Origin of the sequence: Nocardia sp. NRRL S-836 (assembly GCF_001279525.1) — a bacterium.
Classification (GTDB): Bacteria; Actinomycetota; Actinomycetes; order Mycobacteriales; family Pseudonocardiaceae; genus Lentzea.
Genome location: NZ_LGDY01000014.1, coordinates 16,246 through 38,673 on the forward strand (window position 1 = coordinate 16,246; position 22,428 = coordinate 38,673).

At 71.3% G+C, this 22,428-nt stretch carries 20 protein-coding genes; 12 read left to right on the plus strand and 8 right to left on the minus strand.

Going from position 1 to position 22,428, the window contains the following annotated elements:
- Positions 1-34 precede the first annotated feature (34 nt).
- The 9 genes from macS to ADL03_RS04175 all read left to right on the plus strand — a co-directional run bounded on the left by macS (position 35) and on the right by ADL03_RS04175 (position 8,536).
- Entirely contained in the window at positions 35-1,195 is a 1,161-nt protein-coding gene (gene macS, locus ADL03_RS04135; RefSeq protein ID WP_231641470.1) for a MacS family sensor histidine kinase, read from the plus strand.
- Positions 1,196-1,206: 11 nt separating this feature from the next.
- On the plus strand, positions 1,207-1,854 hold the full coding sequence (locus ADL03_RS04140) for a response regulator transcription factor (protein ID WP_157527963.1): 648 nt from the start codon (positions 1,207-1,209) through the stop codon (positions 1,852-1,854).
- On the plus strand, positions 1,851-2,405 hold the full coding sequence (locus tag ADL03_RS04145) for a DUF1707 domain-containing protein (protein ID WP_053732026.1): 555 nt from the start codon (positions 1,851-1,853) through the stop codon (positions 2,403-2,405). Before ADL03_RS04140 ends, ADL03_RS04145 begins: the two co-directional genes overlap by 4 nt.
- A 55-nt stretch (positions 2,406-2,460) precedes the next feature.
- Positions 2,461-3,924, plus strand: coding sequence for an SDR family oxidoreductase (locus ADL03_RS04150; RefSeq protein ID WP_053732027.1), 1,464 nt, complete (start codon positions 2,461-2,463; stop codon positions 3,922-3,924).
- A 36-nt stretch (positions 3,925-3,960) separates the two neighbouring features.
- Entirely contained in the window at positions 3,961-4,992 is a 1,032-nt protein-coding gene (gene tdh, locus ADL03_RS04155) for an L-threonine 3-dehydrogenase (protein ID WP_053732028.1), read from the plus strand.
- Positions 4,992-6,170: a glycine C-acetyltransferase gene (locus ADL03_RS04160; protein WP_053732029.1), complete on the plus strand. Its 1,179-nt coding sequence runs from the start codon at positions 4,992-4,994 to the stop codon at positions 6,168-6,170. The genes tdh and ADL03_RS04160 overlap by 1 nt, the downstream gene beginning before the upstream one ends.
- Before the next feature lie 67 nt (positions 6,171-6,237).
- Positions 6,238-6,696: an RNA polymerase sigma factor gene (locus ADL03_RS04165; RefSeq protein ID WP_053732030.1), complete on the plus strand. Its 459-nt coding sequence runs from the start codon at positions 6,238-6,240 to the stop codon at positions 6,694-6,696.
- A gap of 2 nt (positions 6,697-6,698) precedes the next feature.
- Positions 6,699-7,691: a hypothetical protein gene (locus tag ADL03_RS04170; protein WP_053732031.1), complete on the plus strand. Its 993-nt coding sequence runs from the start codon at positions 6,699-6,701 to the stop codon at positions 7,689-7,691.
- The gene (locus ADL03_RS04175) at positions 7,688-8,536 is read left to right on the plus strand and encodes a LysR family transcriptional regulator (RefSeq protein ID WP_053732032.1); all 849 of its coding nucleotides are present in this window, start codon (positions 7,688-7,690) and stop codon (positions 8,534-8,536) included. Before ADL03_RS04170 ends, ADL03_RS04175 begins: the two co-directional genes overlap by 4 nt.
- A 48-nt stretch (positions 8,537-8,584) precedes the next feature.
- Here ADL03_RS04175 and ADL03_RS04180 read toward each other — a convergent pair whose 3' ends face one another.
- The 7 genes from ADL03_RS04180 to ADL03_RS04210 form a co-directional block, all read right to left on the minus strand.
- On the minus strand, positions 8,585-9,271 hold the full coding sequence (locus tag ADL03_RS04180; protein ID WP_053732033.1) for a hypothetical protein: 687 nt from the start codon (positions 9,269-9,271) through the stop codon (positions 8,585-8,587).
- 118 nt (positions 9,272-9,389) lie between these two features.
- Positions 9,390-11,021, minus strand: a complete 1,632-nt coding sequence (gene ptsP / locus ADL03_RS04185; protein ID WP_053732034.1) for a phosphoenolpyruvate--protein phosphotransferase — start codon at positions 11,019-11,021, stop codon at positions 9,390-9,392.
- 109 nt (positions 11,022-11,130) lie between these two features.
- Positions 11,131-12,006 carry a ribokinase gene (locus tag ADL03_RS04190; RefSeq protein WP_053732035.1) on the minus strand — a complete coding sequence of 292 codons (876 nt, stop codon included), beginning with the start codon at positions 12,004-12,006 and terminating at the stop codon, positions 11,131-11,133.
- Complete coding sequence (locus ADL03_RS48085; protein ID WP_053732036.1) at positions 12,003-12,917, minus strand: substrate-binding domain-containing protein; 915 nt, start codon at positions 12,915-12,917, stop codon at positions 12,003-12,005. Before ADL03_RS48085 ends, ADL03_RS04190 begins: the two co-directional genes overlap by 4 nt.
- A gap of 30 nt (positions 12,918-12,947) precedes the next feature.
- The gene (locus ADL03_RS48090; RefSeq protein WP_053732037.1) at positions 12,948-13,868 is read right to left on the minus strand and encodes an ABC transporter permease; all 921 of its coding nucleotides are present in this window, start codon (positions 13,866-13,868) and stop codon (positions 12,948-12,950) included.
- Positions 13,865-15,274 carry a sugar ABC transporter ATP-binding protein gene (locus ADL03_RS04205; RefSeq protein WP_053732038.1) on the minus strand — a complete coding sequence of 470 codons (1,410 nt, stop codon included), beginning with the start codon at positions 15,272-15,274 and terminating at the stop codon, positions 13,865-13,867. The genes ADL03_RS48090 and ADL03_RS04205 overlap by 4 nt, the downstream gene beginning before the upstream one ends.
- Positions 15,271-16,236 carry a LacI family DNA-binding transcriptional regulator gene (locus tag ADL03_RS04210; RefSeq protein WP_231641516.1) on the minus strand — a complete coding sequence of 322 codons (966 nt, stop codon included), beginning with the start codon at positions 16,234-16,236 and terminating at the stop codon, positions 15,271-15,273. The genes ADL03_RS04205 and ADL03_RS04210 overlap by 4 nt, the downstream gene beginning before the upstream one ends.
- A gap of 103 nt (positions 16,237-16,339) precedes the next feature.
- On the opposite strand from ADL03_RS04210, the gene ADL03_RS04215 reads away from it, so the two are divergent.
- A complete protein-coding gene (locus tag ADL03_RS04215; RefSeq protein ID WP_053732040.1) occupies positions 16,340-18,328 on the plus strand; it encodes a DUF2339 domain-containing protein in 1,989 nt (662 codons plus the stop codon).
- Between the two features lie 122 nt (positions 18,329-18,450).
- Entirely contained in the window at positions 18,451-19,527 is a 1,077-nt protein-coding gene (locus tag ADL03_RS04220) for a hypothetical protein (RefSeq protein WP_082372868.1), read from the plus strand.
- On the opposite strand, the gene ADL03_RS04225 is transcribed toward ADL03_RS04220, so the two are convergent.
- On the minus strand, positions 19,467-21,581 hold the full coding sequence (locus tag ADL03_RS04225; RefSeq protein ID WP_053732042.1) for an MMPL family transporter: 2,115 nt from the start codon (positions 21,579-21,581) through the stop codon (positions 19,467-19,469). The genes ADL03_RS04220 and ADL03_RS04225 overlap by 61 nt on opposite strands.
- 109 nt (positions 21,582-21,690) lie before the next feature.
- On the opposite strand from ADL03_RS04225, the gene ADL03_RS04230 reads away from it, so the two are divergent.
- Positions 21,691-22,404, plus strand: coding sequence for a TetR/AcrR family transcriptional regulator (locus ADL03_RS04230; RefSeq protein WP_053732043.1), 714 nt, complete (start codon positions 21,691-21,693; stop codon positions 22,402-22,404).
- Positions 22,405-22,428: the final 24 nt, after the last annotated feature.

Here is a 22,428-nt window from a genome sequence, read left to right on the forward strand (position 1 = left end):
CACGCGGCAGGATGAGGTGCGAAAGGAGCACAGCGTGCCCAAGCAGCCTGCCGAACGTGTGACGAAGGTGATCGACGACCCGGCCACGCCCCTGTGGCGCGGGGCCGTTGCGCTACGCATAGTCACATTTCTCTTCGCGGCGGCGAACGTGATCGCGAACCAATCCGGTTACACCCGGCCGTGGCTCGCGTGGACCACGCTCGGGGTGATGGCGCTGTGGTCCGTGTTCACCAGCCGCGCCTACAGCACCACGTGGGGCCGGCGGTGGCCGGTCGTGCTGGCCGACCTGGCGCTGACCTGCGGGTTGATGGGGCTGTCGCCGCTGATCATGTCGAGTCCCCAGCTGCTGACCGAGAACGTGCCGTTGATCACCACGATCTGGGCGTGCGTGCCCGCCGTGGCGCTCGGTGCGCTGGGCGGGTCGGCCGCGGGGTTCGCCGGCGGGCTGGCCGTCGGTCTCGCCACCTACCTGACCAAGGGCGTGCCGAGCCTCGACCTGCTGCGCGACGTCGTCCTGCTCGCGGGCGCGGGCATGGTCGTCGGCATGGCCTCGGCCACGGCACGGCGCTCGGCGGTGCGGCTCGCGCAGGCGTTGCGCACCGAGGCGGCAACGGCGGAACGCGAACGACTGGCCCGTTCGATCCACGACAGCGTGCTGCAGGTGCTCGCCCGCGTGCGCAAGCGCGGGATGGAGGTCGGTGGCGAGGCCGCCGAGCTCGCGCAGCTGGCCGGCGAGCAGGAGGTGGCGCTGCGCAACCTCGTGGCGGCCGCGCCGTCGGACTCCACAGTGGACGGCGAGGTCGACCTCCGTCCCGGCCTGCAGCTCCTCGCGACGCCCAGGATCCAGGTCTCCACACCGGCGACGCAGGTCATGTTCAACGCCGCGGCCGCGGGCGAGCTCACGTCACTGGTCCGCGAGGCGCTGTCCAACGTGGACAAGCACGCCGGGCGTGACGCCAAGGCGTGGGTGCTGCTCGAAGACCTCGGGGACGAGGTGGTGCTGAGCGTCAGGGACGATGGGCAGGGGATCCCGGAGGGCCGGATCGCCTCGGCCGAGGCGGAGGGCCGGATGGGCATCGCGAAGTCGATCAGGGGCCGGGTGGCCTCGCTGGGCGGCACGCTGGAGCTCCAGACCGGGCCGGGGGAGGGCACGGAGTGGGAGGTTCGGGTGTTCAGGAAGGGGGCGGTGCAGTGACGGTCTCGGTGATGGTGGTCGACGACCACCCGATGTGGCGCGAGGGCGTGGCACGCGACCTGCAGGAGCGCGGCTTCTCGGTCGTGGCGACCGCGGGTGACGCCGCCTCCGCCGTGCGCATCGCGAAGACCGTGCGGCCCAACGTCGTGCTGATGGACCTCAACCTGGGTGAGCTGTCCGGCGTCGACGCCACCCTGCTGATCACCGGTGAGCTGCCGGACACGCGGGTGCTGGTGCTGTCCGCGAGCGGCGAGCACGACGACGTGCTGCAGGCCGTGAAGGCGGGCGCGTCCGGCTACCTGGTGAAGTCCGCGTCCGCGGAGGAGCTGGTCGAGGCCGTGGCCCGCACCGCGGCCGGCGACGCCGTGTTCACCGCCGGGCTCGCGGGCCTGGTGCTGGGCGAGTACCGGCGGATGGCCGCCGCGCCCGACGACTCGGACGACAAGCCGCAGCTCACCGAACGCGAGACCGAGGTGCTGCGGCTGGTGGCGAAGGGGCTGACCGCGCGCCAGATCGCGAACCGCCTGGTGATCTCCCACCGCACGGTCGAGAACCACGTCCAGTCGACTTTGCGGAAACTCCAACTGCACAACCGGGTGGAGCTGGCGCGTTATGCCATCGAGCACGGTCTCGACAGCGAACCGGAGGCACAGCGATGACCGACCCCAGAGACTTACGAGTGTCCGACGCCGAGCGTGAGCACGTCGTCAGCCTGCTGAACAGGGCAGTCGGGCGCGGAATGATCACCCTCGACGAGTTCACCACCCGCACCGACACCGCACTCGCGGCCGTGACCAGGGCCGATCTCAACGCGGTGCTCATCGACCTGCCCGGCATGGTCAACACCGACGTGGCCGCGGTCGGGCCGCGCGTCGAGCTGAAGAACACGATGGGCAACACCGTGCGCAAGGGCGTCTGGGTGGTGCCGCCGCAGCTCGTGGTGCACAACGTGCTCGGCTCGACGGACCTCGACTTCACGCAGGCCACCCTGCCGCCGTCGGTGACCATCGAGCTGGACGTGTCGTTCGGCTCGGTGAAGCTCGTCGTGCCGGACGGCGCGTCGGTGAACATCGACGGCGTCGAGGTCACCGCGGGCGACGTCAAGGACAAGGTGCGCAACGGCGTCGGCAACCCGCACTTCCTGATCCGCGGTGCCGTGCGCGGTGGATCGGTGCTGATCAAGCACCGGAAGAAGGCGCTCTTCGGCTGAACTGCGGGCGTGCGACCGTTCTGCGAACCGCCCGGCGGGCGCGCAGGATCGGGATGTGCGTTGTCTTGTGACCGGTGCGACCGGATACCTCGGTGGACGGCTCGTCCCCCGGCTGCTGGCCGAGGGGCACCAGGTGCGTTGCCTGGTGCGCTCGCCGGAGAAGCTGCGGGACGTGCCGTGGGCCGCTGACGTCGAGATCGTCCGCGGCGACGTGCTCGGCGACCTGTCCGCGACGATGCGGGACGTCGACGTCGTGCACTACCTGGTGCACTCGTTGAACTCGAAGGACTTCGCGGACGCGGACCGCAGGGCGGCGGAGAACACGGCCGCGGCTGCCGCTCGTGCGGGTGTGCAGCGGATCGTCTACCTGGGCGGGCTGCACCCCGAGCACGTGGAGCTGTCGCCGCACCTCGCGTCACGCAAGGAGGTGGGCGAGGTCTTCCTGCGCTCGCCGGTGCCCGCCGTCGTGCTGCAGGCGGCGGTGATCATCGGGTCGGGGTCGGCGTCGTTCGAGATGCTGCGGTACCTGACCGAGCGGTTGCCGGTCATGGTCACGCCGAGGTGGGTGCACAACCGGATCCAGCCGATCGCGGTGCGGGACGTGCTGCGGTACCTGGTGGACGCGACGGCGCTGGACACCGGGCTGCAGGTGAACCGGACGTTCGACATCGGCGGGCCGGACGTGCTGACCTACCTCGACATGATGCTGCGGTACGCGCGGGTCGCCGGCCTGCCCCGGCGCCGGGTGCTGCCGGTGCCGCTGCTGACGCCGGGGCTGTCGTCGCACTGGGTCAACGTGGTCACGCCGGTGCCGCGGTCGATCGCGACGCCGTTGATCGAGTCGCTGGTGCATGAGGTCGTGTGCCGGGAGAACGACGTCCGCGCGCTGCTGCCGGGCGAGAACATCGGCTACGACCAGGCCGTCGAGCTGGCGCTGGCGAAGATCCGCGACGCCGACGTCGAGACGCGCTGGTCGGGTGCGTCGGTGCCGGGGGCGCCGAGCGAGCCGCTGCCGACCGACCCCGACTGGTCGGGCGGGTCGGTCTACGTCGACGAGCGCGGCCGTGCGACGAAGGCCGGTCCCGAGCGGTTGTGGGAGGTCGTCGAAGGCATCGGCGGCGAACGCGGCTGGTACTCGTTCCCGCTGGCCTGGGCGATCCGCGGGTGGCTCGACCGGCTCGCGGGCGGGGTCGGGCTGCGGCGCGGGCGGCGTGATCCGCACCGGCTGCACGTGGGTGACGCGCTCGACTGGTGGCGGGTCGAGGAGATCGAACGCGGGCGGCTGCTGCGGTTGCGCGCGGAGATGAAGGTGCCTGGTCAGGCCTGGCTGGAGCTTCGAGTGGCGGACGGGCCGCGGGGCGGGTCCACTTACCGCCAGCGTGCCGTCTTCGTGCCCAAGGGGCTCGCCGGACACCTCTACTGGGCGGTCATCTGGCCGTTCCACGGCATCGTGTTCGGCGGCATGGTGCGCAACATCGCCAATGAAGCTGAGCTGCACAACAACTTCAGAAAGTCCTGATGGACTGCACAAGCAGCAAAGGGTGAGACTTCCCGCATGAAGGCTCTCGTCAAGGTCGCCGCTGGGCCTGGCCTGGAACTGACCGACGTCCCCGACCCGACACCGGGTCCTTCGGACGTGGTCGTGAAGGTGCTGCGCACCGGCATCTGCGGCACCGACCTGCACATCGACTCGTGGGACGACTGGGCGGCCACCAACATCAAGGCGCCGCTGGTCCTCGGGCACGAGTTCGTCGGCGAGGTCGTCGAGATCGGCGGCTCCGTGACCGGCGTCAACGTCGGTGACCTGGTCAGCGGCGAGGGCCACCTGGTGTGCGGGACGTGCCGCAACTGCAAGGCCGGCCGCCGTCACCTGTGCGCCAACACGCGTGGTCTGGGCGTGCACTCCAACGGCGCGTTCGCGCAGTACGTCGTGCTGCCCGAGCAGAACGCGTGGGTGCACCGCACGCCCGTCGACCTGGACGTGGCCGCGATCTTCGACCCGTTCGGCAACGCCGTGCACACCGCGCTGAGCTTCCCGGTGATCGGCGAGGACGTGATCATCACGGGCGCCGGTCCGATCGGGATCATGGCCGCCGCGGTCGCCAAGCACGCCGGCGCGCGCAACGTCGTGATCACCGACATCAGCGAGCACCGCCTGGACCTGGCCCGCAAGGTCGGCGTCGACCTCGCGGTGAACGTGGCGGAGAAGACGATCGCCGACGCGCAGGCCGAGCTCGGCATGGCCGAGGGCTTCGACGTCGGCATGGAGATGTCCGGCAAGCCGGTGGCCATGCGGGACATGATCGCGAACATGGCGCACGGCGGCCGCATCGCGATGCTCGGGCTGCCCGCGGAGGAGTTCCCCGTCGACTGGAGCAGCGTCGTGCTGAAGATGCTGCACATCAAGGGGATCTACGGCCGGGAGATGTTCGAGACCTGGTACTCGATGACCGTGCTGCTGCAACGCGGCCTCGACCTCGCACCGGTGATCACGCACCGGTACGACCACACCCGGCACGCGGAGGCGTTCGCCACCGCGCGTGAGGGCAAGTGCGGCAAGGTCATCCTCGACTGGACGGGAGCCTGATGTACGGCGAGCTGAAGAACGACCTCCGCAGGACGATCGAGGAGATCAGGGAGGCCGGGCTCTACAAGGCCGAGCGCGTGATCGCGACACCGCAGAACGCCGCCGTCCGCGTCGGTTCCGGTGACGAGGTGCTGAACTTCTGCGCCAACAACTACCTCGGGCTCGCCGACCACCCGCGGCTGGTCGAGGCCGCGAAGTCCGCGCTGGACGAGTGGGGCTTCGGCATGGCCTCGGTGCGGTTCATCTGCGGCACCCAGGAGCCGCACAAGGAGCTGGAGAGCAAGCTCTCGGCGTTCCTCGGCACCGAGGACACGATCCTCTACAGCTCGTGCTTCGACGCGAACGGCGGCCTGTTCGAGACGCTGCTCGGCGCCGAGGACGCGATCATCTCCGACGAGCTGAACCACGCGTCGATCATCGACGGCGTGCGGCTGTCGAAGGCGCGGCGCTACCGCTACAAGAACCGCGACATGGACGACCTGGAGCGCCAGCTCAAGGACGCGTCCGACGCGCGCTACCGGCTCATCGCGACCGACGGCGTGTTCTCGATGGACGGCTACCTCGCGCCGCTGGACGAGATCTGCGACCTGGCCGAGCGGTACAACGCGCTGGTCATGGTCGACGACTCGCACGCCGTGGGCTTCACCGGTCCGACCGGCCGCGGCACGCCGGAGCTGTTCGGCGTGCAGGACCGGGTCGACATCGTGACCGGCACGCTCGGCAAGGCGCTGGGCGGTGCCTCCGGCGGCTACACGTCCGGCCGCGCGGAGATCGTCGAGCTGCTGCGCCAGCGGTCGCGGCCGTACCTGTTCTCCAACTCCCTCGCGCCGTCGATCACGGCCGCCGCGATCGCCGCGCTGGACCTGCTGTCGTCGTCCACCGAGCTGCTCACCCAGCTGCGGTCGAACACCGAGCTGTTCCGGCGCCGGATGACCGAGGAGGGCTTCGACCTGCTGCCCGGCGAGCACCCGATCATCCCGGTGATGATCGGCGACGCCGCCGAGGCCGGTCGCCTGGCGGACCTGCTGCTGGAGCAGGGCATCTACGTCATCGGGTTCTCCTACCCCGTGGTGCCGCACGGCAAGGCGCGCATCCGCACGCAGATGTCGGCCGCGCACTCGACCGAGGACGTGAACCGGGCCGTCGACGCGTTCGTCGCCGCCCGCGCCAAGATGTGAACTGGATCACATCGCAGTAAGAATCTCCACGTTCGCCGCACTACCTCTACAGGGGGAAGGGGCGATCGTGGAGGCCTTCTGCGCGGTGTACCGCGAGTGCTACCCGCGGGTGCTCGCCTATGCGGCGAGCCACGCGGGTCCTCGGCTGGGGGAGGACATCACCAGCGAGACCTTCACGATCGCCTGGCGCAAGCTCGACGAGATGCCCGTGCCCGCGCTGCCGTGGCTGCTCGGCATCACCCGCAACCTCGTCCGCGCGGCCCGCAGGCAGGCCACGCACGAGGAGCTGGTCGACGTGCCGGTCGGCGACGACTTCGTGCAGGTGGTCGAGATCCGCGCCGCGCTGGCGAGCCTGGCGGAGGCCGACCAGGAGGTGCTGACGCTCGTCGCCTGGCACGGCCTGACGGCGGCGGAGGCCGCCACGGTGCTCGGCTGCTCGACGGCGACGTTCTTCGTGCGGCTGCACCGCGCCCGGCGCCGGCTGCGCACGGCTCTCTCCACACCGGCGTTCGAGTACTCGAGGTAGTCATGGGAGACGTGCTGAAGGACCTGGGCCGGGCCAAGCCGCCCACCCCCGCGGTCGACCACGAGCGGATGGAACGCGACCTCGCCCAGATCCTCACGCTGCCCCGCCCGCAGCCACCGGGCGCGCGGCGCGACCAGGCGACGTTCCGGCGGCTCGCACCGGCACTGGCTGCGGTCGGCGTCGTGGCGCTGCTGCTGCTCACGCTCCTGCCGTCCGACCGGTCGCAGTCGCCAGCGGGACCCGGCGAGTGGTGGCACGTGCAGGTCGCGTCGTCGGCCCTGACCGTCGTCGGCACGACCGCGGACCCCTACGTGCTCGAACTGCGCACCGACACCGCCTACTGGCTCGCGGACCGGCGCAAGGTCGTGGTCAGGGCGAACGGCCACATGGGCTGGCGTTCGGAGGCGGACCTGACCAGGTGGCTGGCGGCCGGATCGCCGGCGCAGGTGCCCGAGGTCGGCACGGCGCGGGCGGTGCGGGTCGGCCCGGTTCGCGCGTCGGCCCGCGAGAGCACCGACGGGCCGTTCGGACCGGTGCACGTCCAGTGGCCGTTCACCGAACGGGACCGGCTGCCGTCCGACCCCGCCGAGCTGCGCGCGGTGCTGAGGTCGGCGGACGGCGGCTCCCCGTACGTGCACGCGCGGCTGGCGATGGCCATGACGGCGGCACCGTTGCGGCTCGACCAGCGCCGAGCGGCGTTGTCGCTGCTCAGGACCCTCGACGGCGTGCGGGACAACGGCGTGGGCCTCGCCGTGGCCGCACCGCCCGCCGGGCAGTTCACCCACCTGGAGACCCAGCTGGTCGTCGACCAGGAGACGGCCCAGGCCATCTCCGTCCGCACCGTCCTCACCGCCGCGGAACACGGCCTGCCCGCGGGCGCGGTGGTCGAGTCCGAGGACTACAGCCTCGTCGGCACGACCCACGACGCCCCGCAGGTGCCGGCCGACGTGCTGGTCAACGGCGAACCGGACACGCCCTTCATCATGGTGCGGTGATTGATCCTCGCCGGCTCCGGGTGCTGCGAGCCCTGGCCGACCACGGCACCGTGACGGCCGCTGCCGCCGCACTGCACCTCACGCCGTCGGCGGTGTCGCAGCAGCTCGCGGCGCTGGAGTCGGAGGCGGGTCACCCGCTGCTGCGCCGCTACGGCCGCCGCGTGTCGCTGACCCCGGCCGGCGAGCTGCTCGTGGCGCACGCCCACGTCGTCGCCGCGGAGCTGGAACGCGCCCAGGCCACGCTGGACGCCCTCGCCGACGGGTCGGCCGGCCGGGTGGCGGTGGCGGCGTTCGCCTCGGCGATCACGCAGGTGGTGGCACCCGCGCTGGCGGCGCTGCGGGAACGGTCCATCGACCTGTCCGTGCGCGACGCCGAGGGGCACGAGAGCGTGCGGTTGCTGCTGGACGGCGAGATCGACGTGGCGATCACCGAGGAACACCGCACGACCGAGCGGTTCACGTGCTTCCCGCTCTACACCGAGCCGTTCGACGTGGTGCTGCCACCGGGCCACCCGCTGACCGGGCCGGTGGACCTGGCGGCGCTCGCCGACGAGGACTGGGTGGTGACGCTGCCCGGCAACCCGCTGCGGGACGTGGTGGAGATGGCGTGCGCGCAAGCCGGGTTCGCGCCGCGCATCCGGCACACGTCCGACGACTTCCGTGCGATCGAGGCCCTGGTGGCGGCAGGCGCGGGGGTGGCGCTGGCGCCGCGCAACGCCATCGCCGGGGTGCCGGTCGCCGGGGTGGCGCCGTTGCGGCGGGTGGTGGCGGCGGTGCGGCGGGGCAGCGAGGAGCACCCGCTGGTGCAGACGGTGCTCGGGGAGCTGCAACGGGCGGCGGGCTAGACCGGCGGCGAGCGGCGCCGAGCCAGGGCAGCGGCTAACAGCGGCGGGCTAGACCGGCGGCAGGTGGGCGGCGACCTCGGCGAGTGCGTCGAGGGTGTCGTGGTCGACCTGGCCGGTGGCGGTCTCGGCTTCGGCGATGGTCACCCGCTTGCCCGTGCGGTCGCTGCCGTAGCGCAGGCCGGTGAAGCGGATGTCGGCCAGGCCGAGCACGGCAGCGCCGAGCGGGTGGATGTCACCGCTGCCCTGCCGCTTCATGACGGACTCGAACGCGCGGGCGTCGCCGGTGGACGCGAGGCCCACCCACACGACCGAGACCACCGCGACGTTCCCCGCGCCGTCGGTGACCGCGAACAGCACGCGTTCCAGCGAGGTGCAGCGGTTGCGGGTGAAGAAGTCGCGCACCTCGCCGAACGACACCGCCACGCACTCGGCCTGCTGCCGGGCGGTGCGCTTGAGCTGCCGCATCCCCATGCGCTGCCAGGCAGCCTGCGTGTCGCCTTTACGCGCGGCCTTCTGCCCTTCGGCCTTGCGCGGACCGAGGCGTGCCGACCCACCGGAGCCCACCTCGGCCGAACCCAGCTCCGCCGAACCCGCGCCGAGACCTCCGACGGAGATCGAGCCGGTACCCGCGGCGACGCTCAACGCCAGCGCACCGGCCACCACCACGCCGGCGCTCTTCTTGCCGCCGGTGTTGAGCGGGATCCGTTTGCCGTTCTTGGTGATCCAGTCGGTCATGGGACTCAAACGCCATGACCGCGACCGGGCGTTGTCACACGATCCGGTGATCGCCGAGACGGCGGGGTCGTCACGGACCGAGAGCGGGGTCACCGCCCCCGGTCGTGCGAGCGATCGGCTAGTGCGGGGCGCGGGCGGCGAGCTTGGCGGACGCGGGCTCGGCGGCGGCCAGTGCGCCGCGGGCGGCGAGCTGGCAGATGTCCATGCTGGAGGTGGCGAGCTTCGCGCCGACGTCCGACAGGGCGGTGTGGTTCATCGACAGCGAGGTCACGCCCATGCCGATGAGCACGCACGCCAGCAGCGGGTCGGCGGCCGCCTCGCCGCAGACGCCGACGGGCTTGTCGGCTGCCGTGGCCGCCTCGCCGACCTGGGCGATCAGCCGGAGGAGCGCGGGCTGCCAGGGGTCGTTCAGCGCGGCGACACCGCCGAGCTGGCGGTCGGCGGCGAAGACGTACTGGGCGAGGTCGTTGGTGCCGATGGAGATGAAGTCGACGACCTGGAGGATCTCGCGGGCCGACAGCGCGGCCGACGGGACCTCGACCATCACGCCTGCGCGGGCGATTCCGGCGTTGCGGGCGCGTTCGACGAACCACGCGGCTTCGGCGGCGGTGGCGACCATCGGTGCCATCACGGAGACGTCGGCGCCGGAGGAGGCGGCCGCGGCGGCGATGGCTTCGAGCTGCCGGTCGAGGACCTCGGGGCGGTCGAAGGCGACGCGCAGGCCACGGACGCCCAGTGCCGGGTTGGGCTCGGGGTCGGGGTTCAGAAACGCCAGCGGCTTGTCGGCACCGGCGTCCAGGGTGCGCACGACGACCGGTTTGCCCTTGAACGGCGCCAGAACAGCAGCGTAAGCAGCGGTCTGATCGGCAACGGACGGTTCCTCCGCGGCGTCGAGGAAGCAGAACTCGGTGCGGAAGAGCCCGACGCCCTCGGCACCGGCGGCGGCGGCCGCGGCGGCGTCGGCGGGGGAGCCGACGTTGCCGAGGACCTTCACGCGGTGGCCGTCCTTCAGCACGCCGACGCCGTTCCACACGGCCTTCTGACCGGTGCCGGCCGCACGGACCTTGCCGTCCGACTCGCGCACCGAGCCGGTGTAGCCGTCGACCTCAAGCCCGGCGACGTCCAGCGCGAGCACGCCGCGGCACGCGACGACGGCGGGGATGCCGAGCGAACGGGCGAGGATCGCGGTGTGCGAGGTGGGGCCGCCCTCCTCGGTGACCAGGGCGAGCACCTTCGACGGGTCGAGCCCCGCGGTGTCGGCGGGCGCGAGGTCGCGCGCCACCAGCACGGACGGCGTCGCCAGGTCGGGTACGCCGGGCGCGGGCAGGCCGAGCAGCTCGGCCACCACGCGGTCGCGGACGTCCTGGACGTCGCGGGCGCGTTCGGCCATGTAGCCACCGGCCGCCTGCAACGCGGTCACGAACTTCTGGGCGGCCTGGTGCACCGCGCGGGCCGCGGGCAGCGACTCCTCGACGACCAGCTTCTCGGCGGACTTGATCAGGGCCGGGTCGCCCGCCATGGCGGCGGTCGTCTCCAGCACGGCGCGGGCGTCGCCCTCGACCGTCTTCGCGCGCTCCATCAGGCGCTGCGCGACGACCTCGGTCGCCGGGCGGATCCGGGACGCCTCGTCCTTTGTATCCGCAGGTCGTGGGCCCGACGGAGGTTCCGGCAAGGCTTCCGCGACCCTCACCACGGGGCCGGAAGCCCGGCCGCTGCTGACACCGACACCGCTCAGCCGCGCGCTCGACATGGTCTAGACCATACCCTTCACCAGGAACCCGAGGACACCTCAGTGTGACCAATCGAGTCGAAGAGTGCGGAACGCCGCCACGCACGTCACGGGGACTTAACGCGGAACGTCACCCCGCGAGGGCGCTGACCTCGGCCTCGGTCGGGTACGAGGGCTGCGCGCCGGACTTCGTGACGGACAGGGCCGCGACCTTCACGGCGTAGCGCGCGGCGTCGGGCAGCGGGTCACCGGCGGCGAGCCGGGCGGACAGCGCACCGGCGAACGCGTCACCGGCACCGGTCGTGTCCACGACCTCGGCCACCTCGACCGCGGGCACCTCGACCGTTCCGGAAGCAGCGACCACGGCGACGCCGCGCGACCCGAGCGTCACGATCGCGGCCTCGGGACCGAGGTCCAGCAGGTCCTGCCACGTCGGCGCGAGCTGCGCGGCCTCGTGCTCGTTGACGATCAGCACGCTCAGCTGCCCGAGCGTGGCCGCCGGCATCGGGGCGACCGGCGACAGGTTCAGCACGGTCCGCACACCGGCCCGTGCCGCCACCTCGATCGCGTGGCCGACGGTCTCCAGCGGCACCTCCAGCGAGCACGTCAGCACGCGCACGCCGTCGAACGACAGGGCGTCCACGTCGGACGGTGTCACGTCCTGGTTGGCGCCGGGTGACACGACGATGGAGTTCTCGCCGTCCGGCGTCACGGTGATGTACGCGATGCCGGTGGGGCGGGGGGAGGTCTTCACCAGCGCGGTGCCGACCCCCGACGACTCCAGCGACTCGCGCAGCAGGGTGCCGTACCCGTCGTCGCCCAGCGCACCGACGAGCGCGACGGACGCACCGACGCGAGCGGCGGCAACGGCGGTGTTCGCGCCCTTGCCGCCGGGCAGCACGACGGTGTCGCCGCCGAGCACGGTCTCACCGCCGGCGGGCCGCCTGCCGACCTCGACGACGAGGTCGGCGTTGGCGGACCCGAGGACAAGCAGGGAGTTCGTCACTTGAGGAACTCTGCCACGTTCTGCTTCGTGATGACCTTCACCTCGACGTCGACGACCTGCTGGACCGCCTCGCCCTTGGCGGCGTGCACGGCCTGCTCGACGGCCTTCTCGCCCAGTGCCTTGGGCTGCTGCGCGACCGTGGCGAAGAGGGTGCCGTCCTGGATCGCCTTCAGGCCGTCGGGCGTGCCGTCGAAGCCGACGACCATGACGTCCTTGCCGGCACGGGCGCCGAGCGCCTTGATCGCGCCGAGCGCCATCTCGTCGTTCTCGGCGAAGATGCCCTTGATGTTCGGGTTGCCCTGCAACAGGTTCGTGGTCTCGTTGAGGCCCTTGGCCCGGTCGAAGTCGGCCACGGCGGTGGCGACGACCTTGATGTTGCCGCTGTTCAGGCCCTGCTCGAAGCCCTGACCGCGGTCACGGGAGGCCGACGCGCCGGAGATGCCCTTGAGGTGCGCGACCTCGCCGGAGGCGGCGCGGCCGAGCTCGATGGCCGCGAGGCTGCCGCCCTGCACGTTGTTCGAGGCGACCTCGGCCGCGACCTTGCCGTCGACGGCGCGGTCGACCGAGATCAGCGGGATGTTCGCCGTCTCGGCGGCCTTGGCGGCCGGCGCGGACTGCTTGGAGTCGACCGGGTTCAGGATGATCGCCTTGACGCCCTGCGTCACCAGCGTCTGCACCTGGTTGACCTGGTTCGTCGCGTCGTTCTGCGCGTCGACCACGGTCAGCTTGGCGCCGAGCTTGTCCGCCATCGCCTGCGCACCCTGCTGCAGCTCCACGAAGAACGGGTTGTTCAGGGTGGACACAGCGAGGCCGATGGTGATCTGGCCCCCGGACGCCCCGGTTCCACTGCACCCGGACGCCAGCAGCGCAGCGGCACCGAGGGTCAGCGCGATCCGTCGGGTCACCTTCATTGGTGTGTTCCTTACCTGTTGCGGGATTTCTCAGCGACGGCGGAGTGAGTCGAGCAACGCGGCGAGTGCGATCACCGCGCCGATGACGACCTGCTGCCAGAACGGCGGGACCTGCAGCAGGTTGAGGCCGTTGCGCAGGACGGCGAGCACGAGCGCGCCGACCAGCGTCCCGGTGGCGCGGCCGACACCACCGGACAGCGACGCACCACCGATCACGACCGCGGCGATGGCGTCGAGCTCGTAGCCGACCGCCGCCTGCGGACCGGCGGACCCGAGGCGGCCGGCGAGCACGAGGCCCGCGGCGGCGGCGAACAGGCCGGACAGCGCGTAGATCCAGAGCTTCTGCCTGCGCACGTCGATGCCGCTGAGCTTCGCGGCCTCCTCGTTGCCGCCGATCGCGTACATGCGGCGGCCGAGGTTGGTGCGCGTGAGGACCAGGCCGGTGACGCCGAAGAACAGCAGCATCAGCAGCAGCGGCAACGGCAGCGACGGCGTGAGGTTCGAGCCGAGGAACGTCACCAGCGCGTCGGTCTCGTGCGGCTGGCCCTCGGAGAACACCAGCGTGAGACCGCGGGCCACGCTGAGCATCGCGAGCGTCGCGATGAACGGCGGCAGCTTGCCGTAGCTGATCAACGCGCCGTTGACGAGCCCGCACAGCGCGCCGACGACCAGGCCGACCGGCCCCGCGGTCAACGCGCCCACCATCGCGGCGAGCGCGGCGATGCTGCCCACCGACAGGTCGATGCCGCCCGCCACGACGACGAACGTCATGCCGAACGCCATGATCGCGATGACGGCGGCCTGCACGCCGACGTTGAGCAGGTTCTGCGCGTTGAGGAACGCCGGCTGCAGCACCGCGATCACCACGGCGAGCACGAGCAGCCCGGCCAGCGCCCCGTTCTCCGCCAGGTACCTCTTCGGTGCGAACTTGCGGCTGCTGATCGTGGTCATGCGGAGATCTCCTGCACGGCGAGTGCCATCACCTGGTCTTGGGTCGCGCCCTTCGGCAGCTCACCGGCCACCCGGCCGTGTGCCATCACGACGACGCGGTCGCTCATCCCGATCACCTCGGGCAGGTCGCTGGACACGAGCAGCACGGCTCGTCCGGCGGCGGTCATGCGGTTGATGAGCTCGTAGATCTCGACCTTCGCGCCCACGTCGACACCGCGCGTGGGCTCGTCGAGGATCAGCACCTTCGGGTCGGCCAGCAGCCACTTGCCGATGACGACCTTCTGCTGGTTGCCGCCCGACAGCTCCTTCACGGGCTGGTCGACGCGGCCCTTGATGCGGAGCTTGCCCGCGATGTCGTGGAGCCGCTCCTGGTCGCGGTTGGTCAGCGTGACCAGTTCGAGGTTCGCGCCGACGGTCGCGGTGAGCACCAGGCCCTGGCCCTTGCGGTCCTCCGGCACGAGGCCGAGCCCCGCCCTGATCGCGGCCTGGACGTCGTGGCGCGGCAGCGGTTTCCCGTCGACCACGACGGTTCCGGCGTCGTAGTCGTCCACGCCGAACGCGGCCCGTGCGACCTCCGTGCGACCGGCGCCGACCAGACCGGCGACGCCCACGACCTCGCCCGCGTGCACCTCGATGTCGACGTCGGCGAAGACACCGCGCCTGGTCAGGCCGGAGATGCGGAGCAACGGCTGTCCCGGGCGCTGCCGGGCCCGCGGGTACTGCTCGTCGATCGGGCGGCCGACCATCAGCTCGATCATGTGCCGGGTGGTGGCCTTCGGGCCCAGGACCCCGACGGACCGGCCGTCGCGCAGGATCGTGATCCGGTCGGCGATCCGCTGGATCTCGTCGAGGTGGTGGGTGATGAAGACGAGGCCGACGCCGTTGCCGCGCAGCTGGGCCATGATCTGCAGCAACCGGTCGGTCTCGGTGTCGGTGAGCACCGCGGTGGGCTCGTCGAGGATCAGCACGCCGGCGTCCTTGTCGAGCGCGCGGGCGATCTCGATCATCTGCTGCTGGGCGATGCCGAGGTCCTTGACCCGCGCGTCCGGGTCGACGTCGAGCCCGACCCGTTCCAGCAGCCGCGGCGCCCTGCGGCGCATCTCGGCGCGGTCGACCAGGCCGAACCTGCGCGGCAACCGGTTGAGGAACAGGTTCTCGGCGACGCTCAGCTCGGGGACGAGCGCGAGCTCCTGGTGGATCACGGCGAGGCTGGTCCTGCCCACGATCGTGCCCGCGTCGTGGCCGTGGATGCCGGCGAGCACCTTGACCAGCGTGGACTTGCCGGCGCCGTTCTCGCCGAGCAGGACGTGCACCTCGCCGGCGTTGATGTCGAGGTCGACACCGTCCAGCGCCTTGGTGGCACCGAAGTGCTTGGTGATCCCGCGGGCGGTGATGAGGGTCTTCACAGCTCGGCCTCCCCGAGCGAGCCGCGCAGCACGAGCTTCGCGGTGAGCCGGACGTCGTCGGGCTGCTGGCCGTTGATCAGGGCGAGCAGGCTGCGCGCGGCGGCCCTGCCCATCTCCACCGTCGGTTGCGCGATGACGGTGATCGGCGGGTCGAGCAGCGGGAACCACGGCTGGTCGTCGAACACCGCGAGCGCGATGTCGTGCGGGATGCGCAGGCCGCGGGCCCTGATCTGAGCCAGCGCGCCCAGGCCCATCAGGTTGTCCATCGCGACCAGTGCCGTGGCGCCGTCGTCGAGGAGCTTCGCGGCGGCCTGGCTGCCGCTCTCCTGCCGGAAGTCGCCGTGCACGACCTGCGCGAGGCCGCCCAGTGCACCGGTGAACACGGTGCTGCGTTCTCTCCCGGTGGAGGTGTCCGGCGGACCCGCGATCACGCCGATGCGGGTGTGGCCGGCGCCGACGAGCCGCCGGGCGAGCGCGGTCAATGCCTCGCTGCCGTCGGCGCGGACGACCGGGCATGTAGCGCCCCTGACCGTCCGGTCGAGCAGGACGAGCGGAACGCCGCCTGCGCTCACTTCGCGAACCAGGGCGGGGTCATCGGTCGCGGGGCACAGCAGGAGGCCGTCCACCCGGCGGTCGAGCAGGGTGCGCACGTAGGTGGCCTCCTGCTCGGCGCTCTCGTCGGCGTTCCCGATCACGACGCAGTAGCCGTGTGACCGGGCTTCGTCCTCGACCGCTCGCGCGATCTCGGCGAAGAAGGGGTTCAGCAGATCGCTGATGACCAGACCGAGGGTCTGGGTGCTGGTGGTCCTGAGGGATCGCGCCAGGGCGTTGGGCCGGTAGCCGAGCTCCTCGATCGCGGCGAGCACGCGCTCACGGGTCTCCGGCGTCGGCGCGGCATGGCCGTTGAGCACGCGCGACACGGTGGCCGTGGAGACGCCTGCGTGCTGCGCGACGTCCTTCATGGTCGTCACGAGGCGGTAGTTAATCGATTACACACCTGTCCAGTCAAGCCGGGTGAGTAGGTGTACGGATGTCACCGGGCGTGTGCTGCCTCACCCTTGGACCATGGACGGACAGGATCGCCTCGGGTACGAGCAGCGCCTCGCGTTGGAGCTCGCCGCGATCGGCCAGCGGCTGACGACGCTCAGCGCCGAAATGCGGGAGCAGCAGACCTCCTCGGTCGCGACCGCACCACCGGAGACCGAACGGCCGCAGTCGCGTCCGCTCGAACGGGAGCCCGTCGTCCCGCCGCAGGTGACCGCCGTTCCACCGCAGGCACCCGCACCCCAGCACCCGGCCCCCCAACACCAGGCCCCCCAGCACCCGGCCCCGCCGAACCCTTGGTCCCAGCAAGCCGCGCCGTTCCCGCCGCCGCAGGGCCACGCGGGAGCCCCGGGTTTCCCCCAGGGGCACGCGGGGCCCCCGCGTTACCAGCCGCAGCAGCAGTGGCAGCAGCCGTTGCCGCCGCGTGAGACGTTGTTCGAGAAGCTGGGCAAGGACGGCGCCGGCTCGAAGCTGCTGGCCTGGGTCGGTGGCGCGATCACCGTGCTCGGCCTGGTCATGCTGATGGTCCTGGCCATCCAGCGCGGCTGGCTCGGCCCGCTGCCGCGCGTGATCGGCGGTGCGGTGCTCAGCTCCGCGATGATCGGCATCGGCCTGTGGCTGCACCGCAACCCGGCCGGCCGCACCGGGGCGTTCGCGCTCGCGGCGACCGGTTTCGCGGGCCTCTACCTCGACGTCATCGCCGCCACGAGCCTCTACGGGTACCTGCCGCCGGCCGCCGGCCTGGTCGTCGGTCTCGTGGTCGCGGCCGCCGGTGTCGTGCTGGCGCTGCGGTGGGACTCGCAAACGCTTGCAGTCGGCGTCGTCGCAGCCTGTGCCGTCTGCTCGCCGATCATCACCGAGGGCTTCACGGTGCTGCTGGTCGGCTTCCTGCTGGTGCTGAAGACAGCCAGCACGCCGGTGCACGTCAGGCGCAACTGGCCGGGCCTCGCGATCGCCGGTGGATTCCCGCCGATCATCGCGTCGCTGCTCGCCACCGCGACCACCATCCCCACCGGCTTCGAGTGGACCGTCGTCGCGATCGCCGGGGCGACCACGGTCGTCGGCCTCGCGGTCGCACTGCTGACCATCTGGAAGCGGCCCGCTGACATCGTCGCGATCGCGCTGGTCTCCGGTTCGGCGCTGCCCTCGCTGTTCGCGACCACGCTGCTGGAGCGGACCGCCGCGTCGGTGCTGGCCGGCGCGGTGGCCGCGGTGCTGCTGGCGATCTGGATGGTCCCCGACCTGCCCAGGGCGTTCACCACGGCGGCCGGTGCGACCGGCATGCTCGCGTTGTTCCAGACCACCGTGGTCGCGCTCGACGGCAACGTGCGCGCGGCGGTCGTGCTGGCCGAGGCCATCCTGCTGGCGTTCCTCGCGGCCCGGCTGGGCAAGAAGAGCGCGCTGGTCGGCTCGATCGCGTTCGGCGTGGTCGGGTTCCTGATGGCGGTCACGCAGGCGGTGCCGATCACGTGGCTGCTGGACGAGCCGCGGTACCGGCCGGCCTCGTCCGGCGACTACGCCGCGGGCATGGTCACGGCGCTGGTGCTGGCCGCGTTCGCCGTGGCCGTGCCGTGGGCGGCGCAGAAGATGAACGTGCTGCGGCGGCCCTCGGAGAACCCGTTCGCCTGGGTGCTGTCCGGGCTGGTGGTGCTCTACGGCGCGGCGGGGCTCGTGATCTGCGGTGCGCTGCTGGTGTCGCCGGACGAGACCGGGTTCCTGTTCGGGCACTCGATCGTCACCGTGTCGTGGACGGTCGCCGCGCTGTTCCTGCTGCTCAAGGGCATCAACGTGACCGCGTTGCGGATCAGCGGCCTGGTGCTGGTCGCCGCGGCGGTGGCGAAGCTGCTGCTGTTCGACCTGTCCGCGCTGGACGGGTTCGCGCGGGTGCTGGCGTTCCTCGGCGCCGGTCTGGTGCTGCTCACCGCCGGTGCCCGTTACGCCAAACTGGTGGCTTCGCGGAAGAACCCGGCCTCGCATGAATCCACACCGGTGGCTCCGCACTCCTACTGACGGGACGAACGCCGCCCGCACCGCCGTCGCGGGCGGCGTTCGTACTACGACCGGGCAAAGATCTCCCGCTACCGGGTGACGGAAGTAGATCAAAAGCACCCGGAAGTGGTCCCATTCGCGCCATGGCAAAGCCACGCCTCGTGGCCGCGGTCTTGGCACTCTCTGCGGTCATCGCGGCGATGGGTGCCGACCAGCAGCACGACCTCGTCCCCACCCCGTCCGGCACAGCGGCTCCGCGTGCGTACGTGGTCGGCAGGACCGGTCTCGTCCAGGTGGTCGACACCGGCAGCGGTGCCGTGCTGACCGAGGCCGACACCGCGGGCCGTGCGACGGGTGTGGCGGTGTCGCCGGACGGCGAGCACCTCTACGTGGTCAACGGCTGGTCCGGCGCGGTCACCGAGGTCGACCCGCACACCGGTGCGGTGCGGAACCGGCTCTTCACGCAGGTCCAGCTCTCGCACGCGGCCATGCGCCCGGACGGCCTGCGCCTCTACGTGAGTGCGAGCGGCAGCGTGGCGGTGATCGACCCGCGGGAGTTCCGGGTGGTGGCCGCGATCAAGGTCGGCGGGCAGCCGCAGGGCCTCGCGGTGCACCCGGACAACAGGGTCCTCTACGTCGCGAACGCGCAGGACGGCACGATCAGCCTGGTCGACACGGCCACCGCGTTCCAGACCTCGACCATCCCCGTCGGCGGCCTGCCGCAGCACCTCGCGCTGTCGCCGGACGGGTCACGGCTCTACGTGAGCGGCATGCGGCTGGGGGAGAGGACGCCGGGCACGCTGACGGTGATCGACACGGCCACGAACCAGGTCGTGAGGTCGGTGGGCATCGGCACCGGAGCGGGCAACGTCGCGGTGACCCCCGACGGCGCGACGGTGTACGTGGCGCTGCCGAAGGAAGGCTCGGTCGTGGTCGTCGACGCGGCGACCATGGCCGTGCGCGAACGTTTGCCGTTCAACGCACCCGGCGTCGCCATCGCTCCCGGCGACCGGAGGGTTTTCCTCGCGACCGGGACGACGACGACCGTGCTGGACAGCTCGAACGCCGTACTGGCGACCTATCAGATGCGCACGAACGCGTTCGAGGAAACGACGAGGCCGCGCCAGTTCGACGCGGCCATGATCGTCTTTTCGCCCGGTCAGCCCACCGCCGCCGGCACCCTGACCTCTTCGTCCAGGTCGTCCGCCGGCTCGTCGTGAAGCGCGAGGCGCTCCTGGATCCGCTTGAGCGGGCCGGGCGCCCACCACGCGGCGTTGCCGAGCAGCTTCAGCACGGCGGGCACGAGCAGCATGCGGACCACGGTGGCGTCCAGCGCCAGCGCGAGGATCATGCCGACGCCGACGAACCGCATCATCGCGACCTGCGAGAACGCGAACGCGCCGGTCACGACGATCAGCAGCAGCGCGGCCGAGGTGATCACCCGGCCGGTCTTGGCCAGGCCGGTCGTGACCGCCTCCTCGGTGCTCGCGCCGCTGCCGCGCGCCTCTACCATCCGCGAGAGCAGGAAGACCTCGTAGTCCGTTGACAGGCCGAACACGATCGCCGCCATCAGCACGACGATGCCGGACTCCAGCGGCCCCGGCGTGACGCCGAGCAGGTCGGCGAAGTGGCCCTCCTGGAAGACCCAGACCAGCACGCCGAACGTCGCCGACAACGACAGCGCGCTCATCACCACGGCCTTGATCGGCAGCACGACCGAGCCGAACGCCAGGAACATCAGCACCAGCGTGGCGCCGACGAGCAGCGCGATCATCAACGGCAGGCCGTCGGCGATGGCGTCGAGCGAGTCGCTGACCATCGCGGTGTTGCCGCCGACCAGTACCTCGGCACCGGCGGGCGGGGTCAGCGCGCGAACGTCCTTGAGCGCCTGCTTCGAGGTGTCGCTGAGAGCGTCCTGCTCCAGGCCCGCGGACACGGCCGTGACGCCGTTGCCCTGGCCGAGCGGCTGGACCTCGCCGACGCCCGAGACGTCCTTGACCTTGCCCAGGTACTCCTGGACGGCCGCCTGGTCGCCACCCTTGACGACGACCTTGAACCCGGTGTTGGACAGCGCCGAGAAGTTCTGGTTGATGTTCTCGGTGGCCACGCGGACGGTGTTGCCCTCCGGCAGCACCTTCTCGGTGACCTGGCCGAACTGCACGCCCAGGAACGGCGCGCCCAGCGCGGCGAGCACACCGATGATCGGCACCGCGACCAGCACCGGCCGCTTCATGACCTTGCCGCTGAGCTTGCGCCAGCCGCGTTCGCTCGGCTCCTTTTTGCGCCACGGCATGGCGAGCTTGTCGACCCGGTGACCGAGCACGCCCAGCAGGGCGGGCAGCAGCGTGAGGGAGACGAGGGCGGCGATCGCGACGGCGGCCACACCGCCGTACGCGAGGGACTTGAGGAAGCCGTGAGGGAAGATCAGCAACCCGGCGAGGGCGATGACCAACAACGTCGCGCTGAACAGCACCGTGCGGCCCGCGCTCGCGACCGTGCGGCCGACGGCCTGCTCGGTGGTGCGCCCCGCGGCCAGCTCCTCGCGGAACCGGCCGACCATGAACAGCCCGTAGTCGATCGCCATGCCCAGGCCGAGCAGCGAGGCGACGTTGACGGCGAACGAGTTGACCTCGGTGTAGATGGCGATCACGTGCAGCACGCCGAGCGCGCCCATGATCGCGAGCCCGCCGACGACCACGGGCAGCGACGCGGCGACCAGACCGCCGAAGATGACCACGAGCAGCAGCAGGACCAGCGGCAGCGAGAACATCTCGGCACGCGTGAGGTCCGCCTGCGACATGTCGTTGATGGCCTTCTGGGTCGGCACCAGACCGCCGACCTGCTGGCTGAACCCGTCGATGGCCAGCCGGGGCTCGATCTCCTCGAACTGCTTGATCTGCTCGTTGGAGTCGGAGCTGGTCAGCGTGATCGCGACGAGGGCCTGCTGCTTGTCGTCGGCCGGCACGGGCCCGACGACGCCGAGCACGTCGTCCTTGGGCAAGCCGCCGATGTGGTCGGCGACCTTCTTGAGCTCCAGCGGGTTCGCGAAGTCGCCGCGGTAGATGACGATCACGTCACCGTTCTTGCGCCCGAACGCCTCTTCGGCGACCTTGTCCGCACGCGCGGCCTCACTGCTGGGGGCCTCGTACCCACCCTGGCTGAGCTTGTCGAACACGCCCAGTCCCCACACGCCGCCGAGGACGGCGAGCAGTACGGTCGCGACCAGCACCACCCAGCGCCGCCGATATGCGAGCGAACCCCATTTCGCGAACATCTGCAGCGGCCTCCTGGGCGAATACCGTGATCACCGTGGATCCTGTAAACACTGTTCACCAAAAACCGTACGGGCCACGAACGGGGTCTACAACCCGATGGAGTGACATATGACCGAGGCCACTCGCCGAGAACGACTGCGCGCGGAAACCGAGCGTGAAATTCGGCAGGCGGCCCGTGCCCTTTTGGTGGAACGAGGCCGCGACGCGGTGACTCTGCGTGCGATCGCCCGTGAACTGGGCATCACCGCGCCAGCGCTGTACCGGTACTACGACTCGCACGACGCGCTGCTGCGGCAGCTCTGCGACGACATCTGCCAGGACATGGCGGCGACCCTGCACACGGACCTCGCCGCGGACACGTCCGGGCAGGTCGGGTGCCAGGTGCGGGCGGTGTGCCACAGCTTCCGCCGCTGGGCGCTGGCGCACCCGCAGGAGTTCGCGCTGGTGTTCGCCTCACCCCGCGACCCGCTCGGCGCCGACCAGTTCGGGTCGGTGTTCCTGCAGCTGGCGGGTGGGCTGATCGCGTCGAACCTGGTGGCCACCCATGCGGACGATCCGGTGCCGGAGGCGTTGCACGAGGACCTCGCGCGGTTCCAGCAGGTCCTGATCGACGCGGTCGGGGAGCACGGGGTGACGGTCGGCGACGACGTGCTCAACCTCGGGAAGATCTACCACGTTGTGCAGTCGTGGGTGCGGCTGTACGGGCACGTGGCGCTGGAGGTGTTCGGCCGGTTCCCGTTCGCGGTGACGAACCCGGAGCCGATGTTCGACAGCATGATCGACCAGCTGCTGACGGACATCGGCTTCCCGGACGAGGACTAGCGCCAGGGTGCTGGCGGAGCCGGC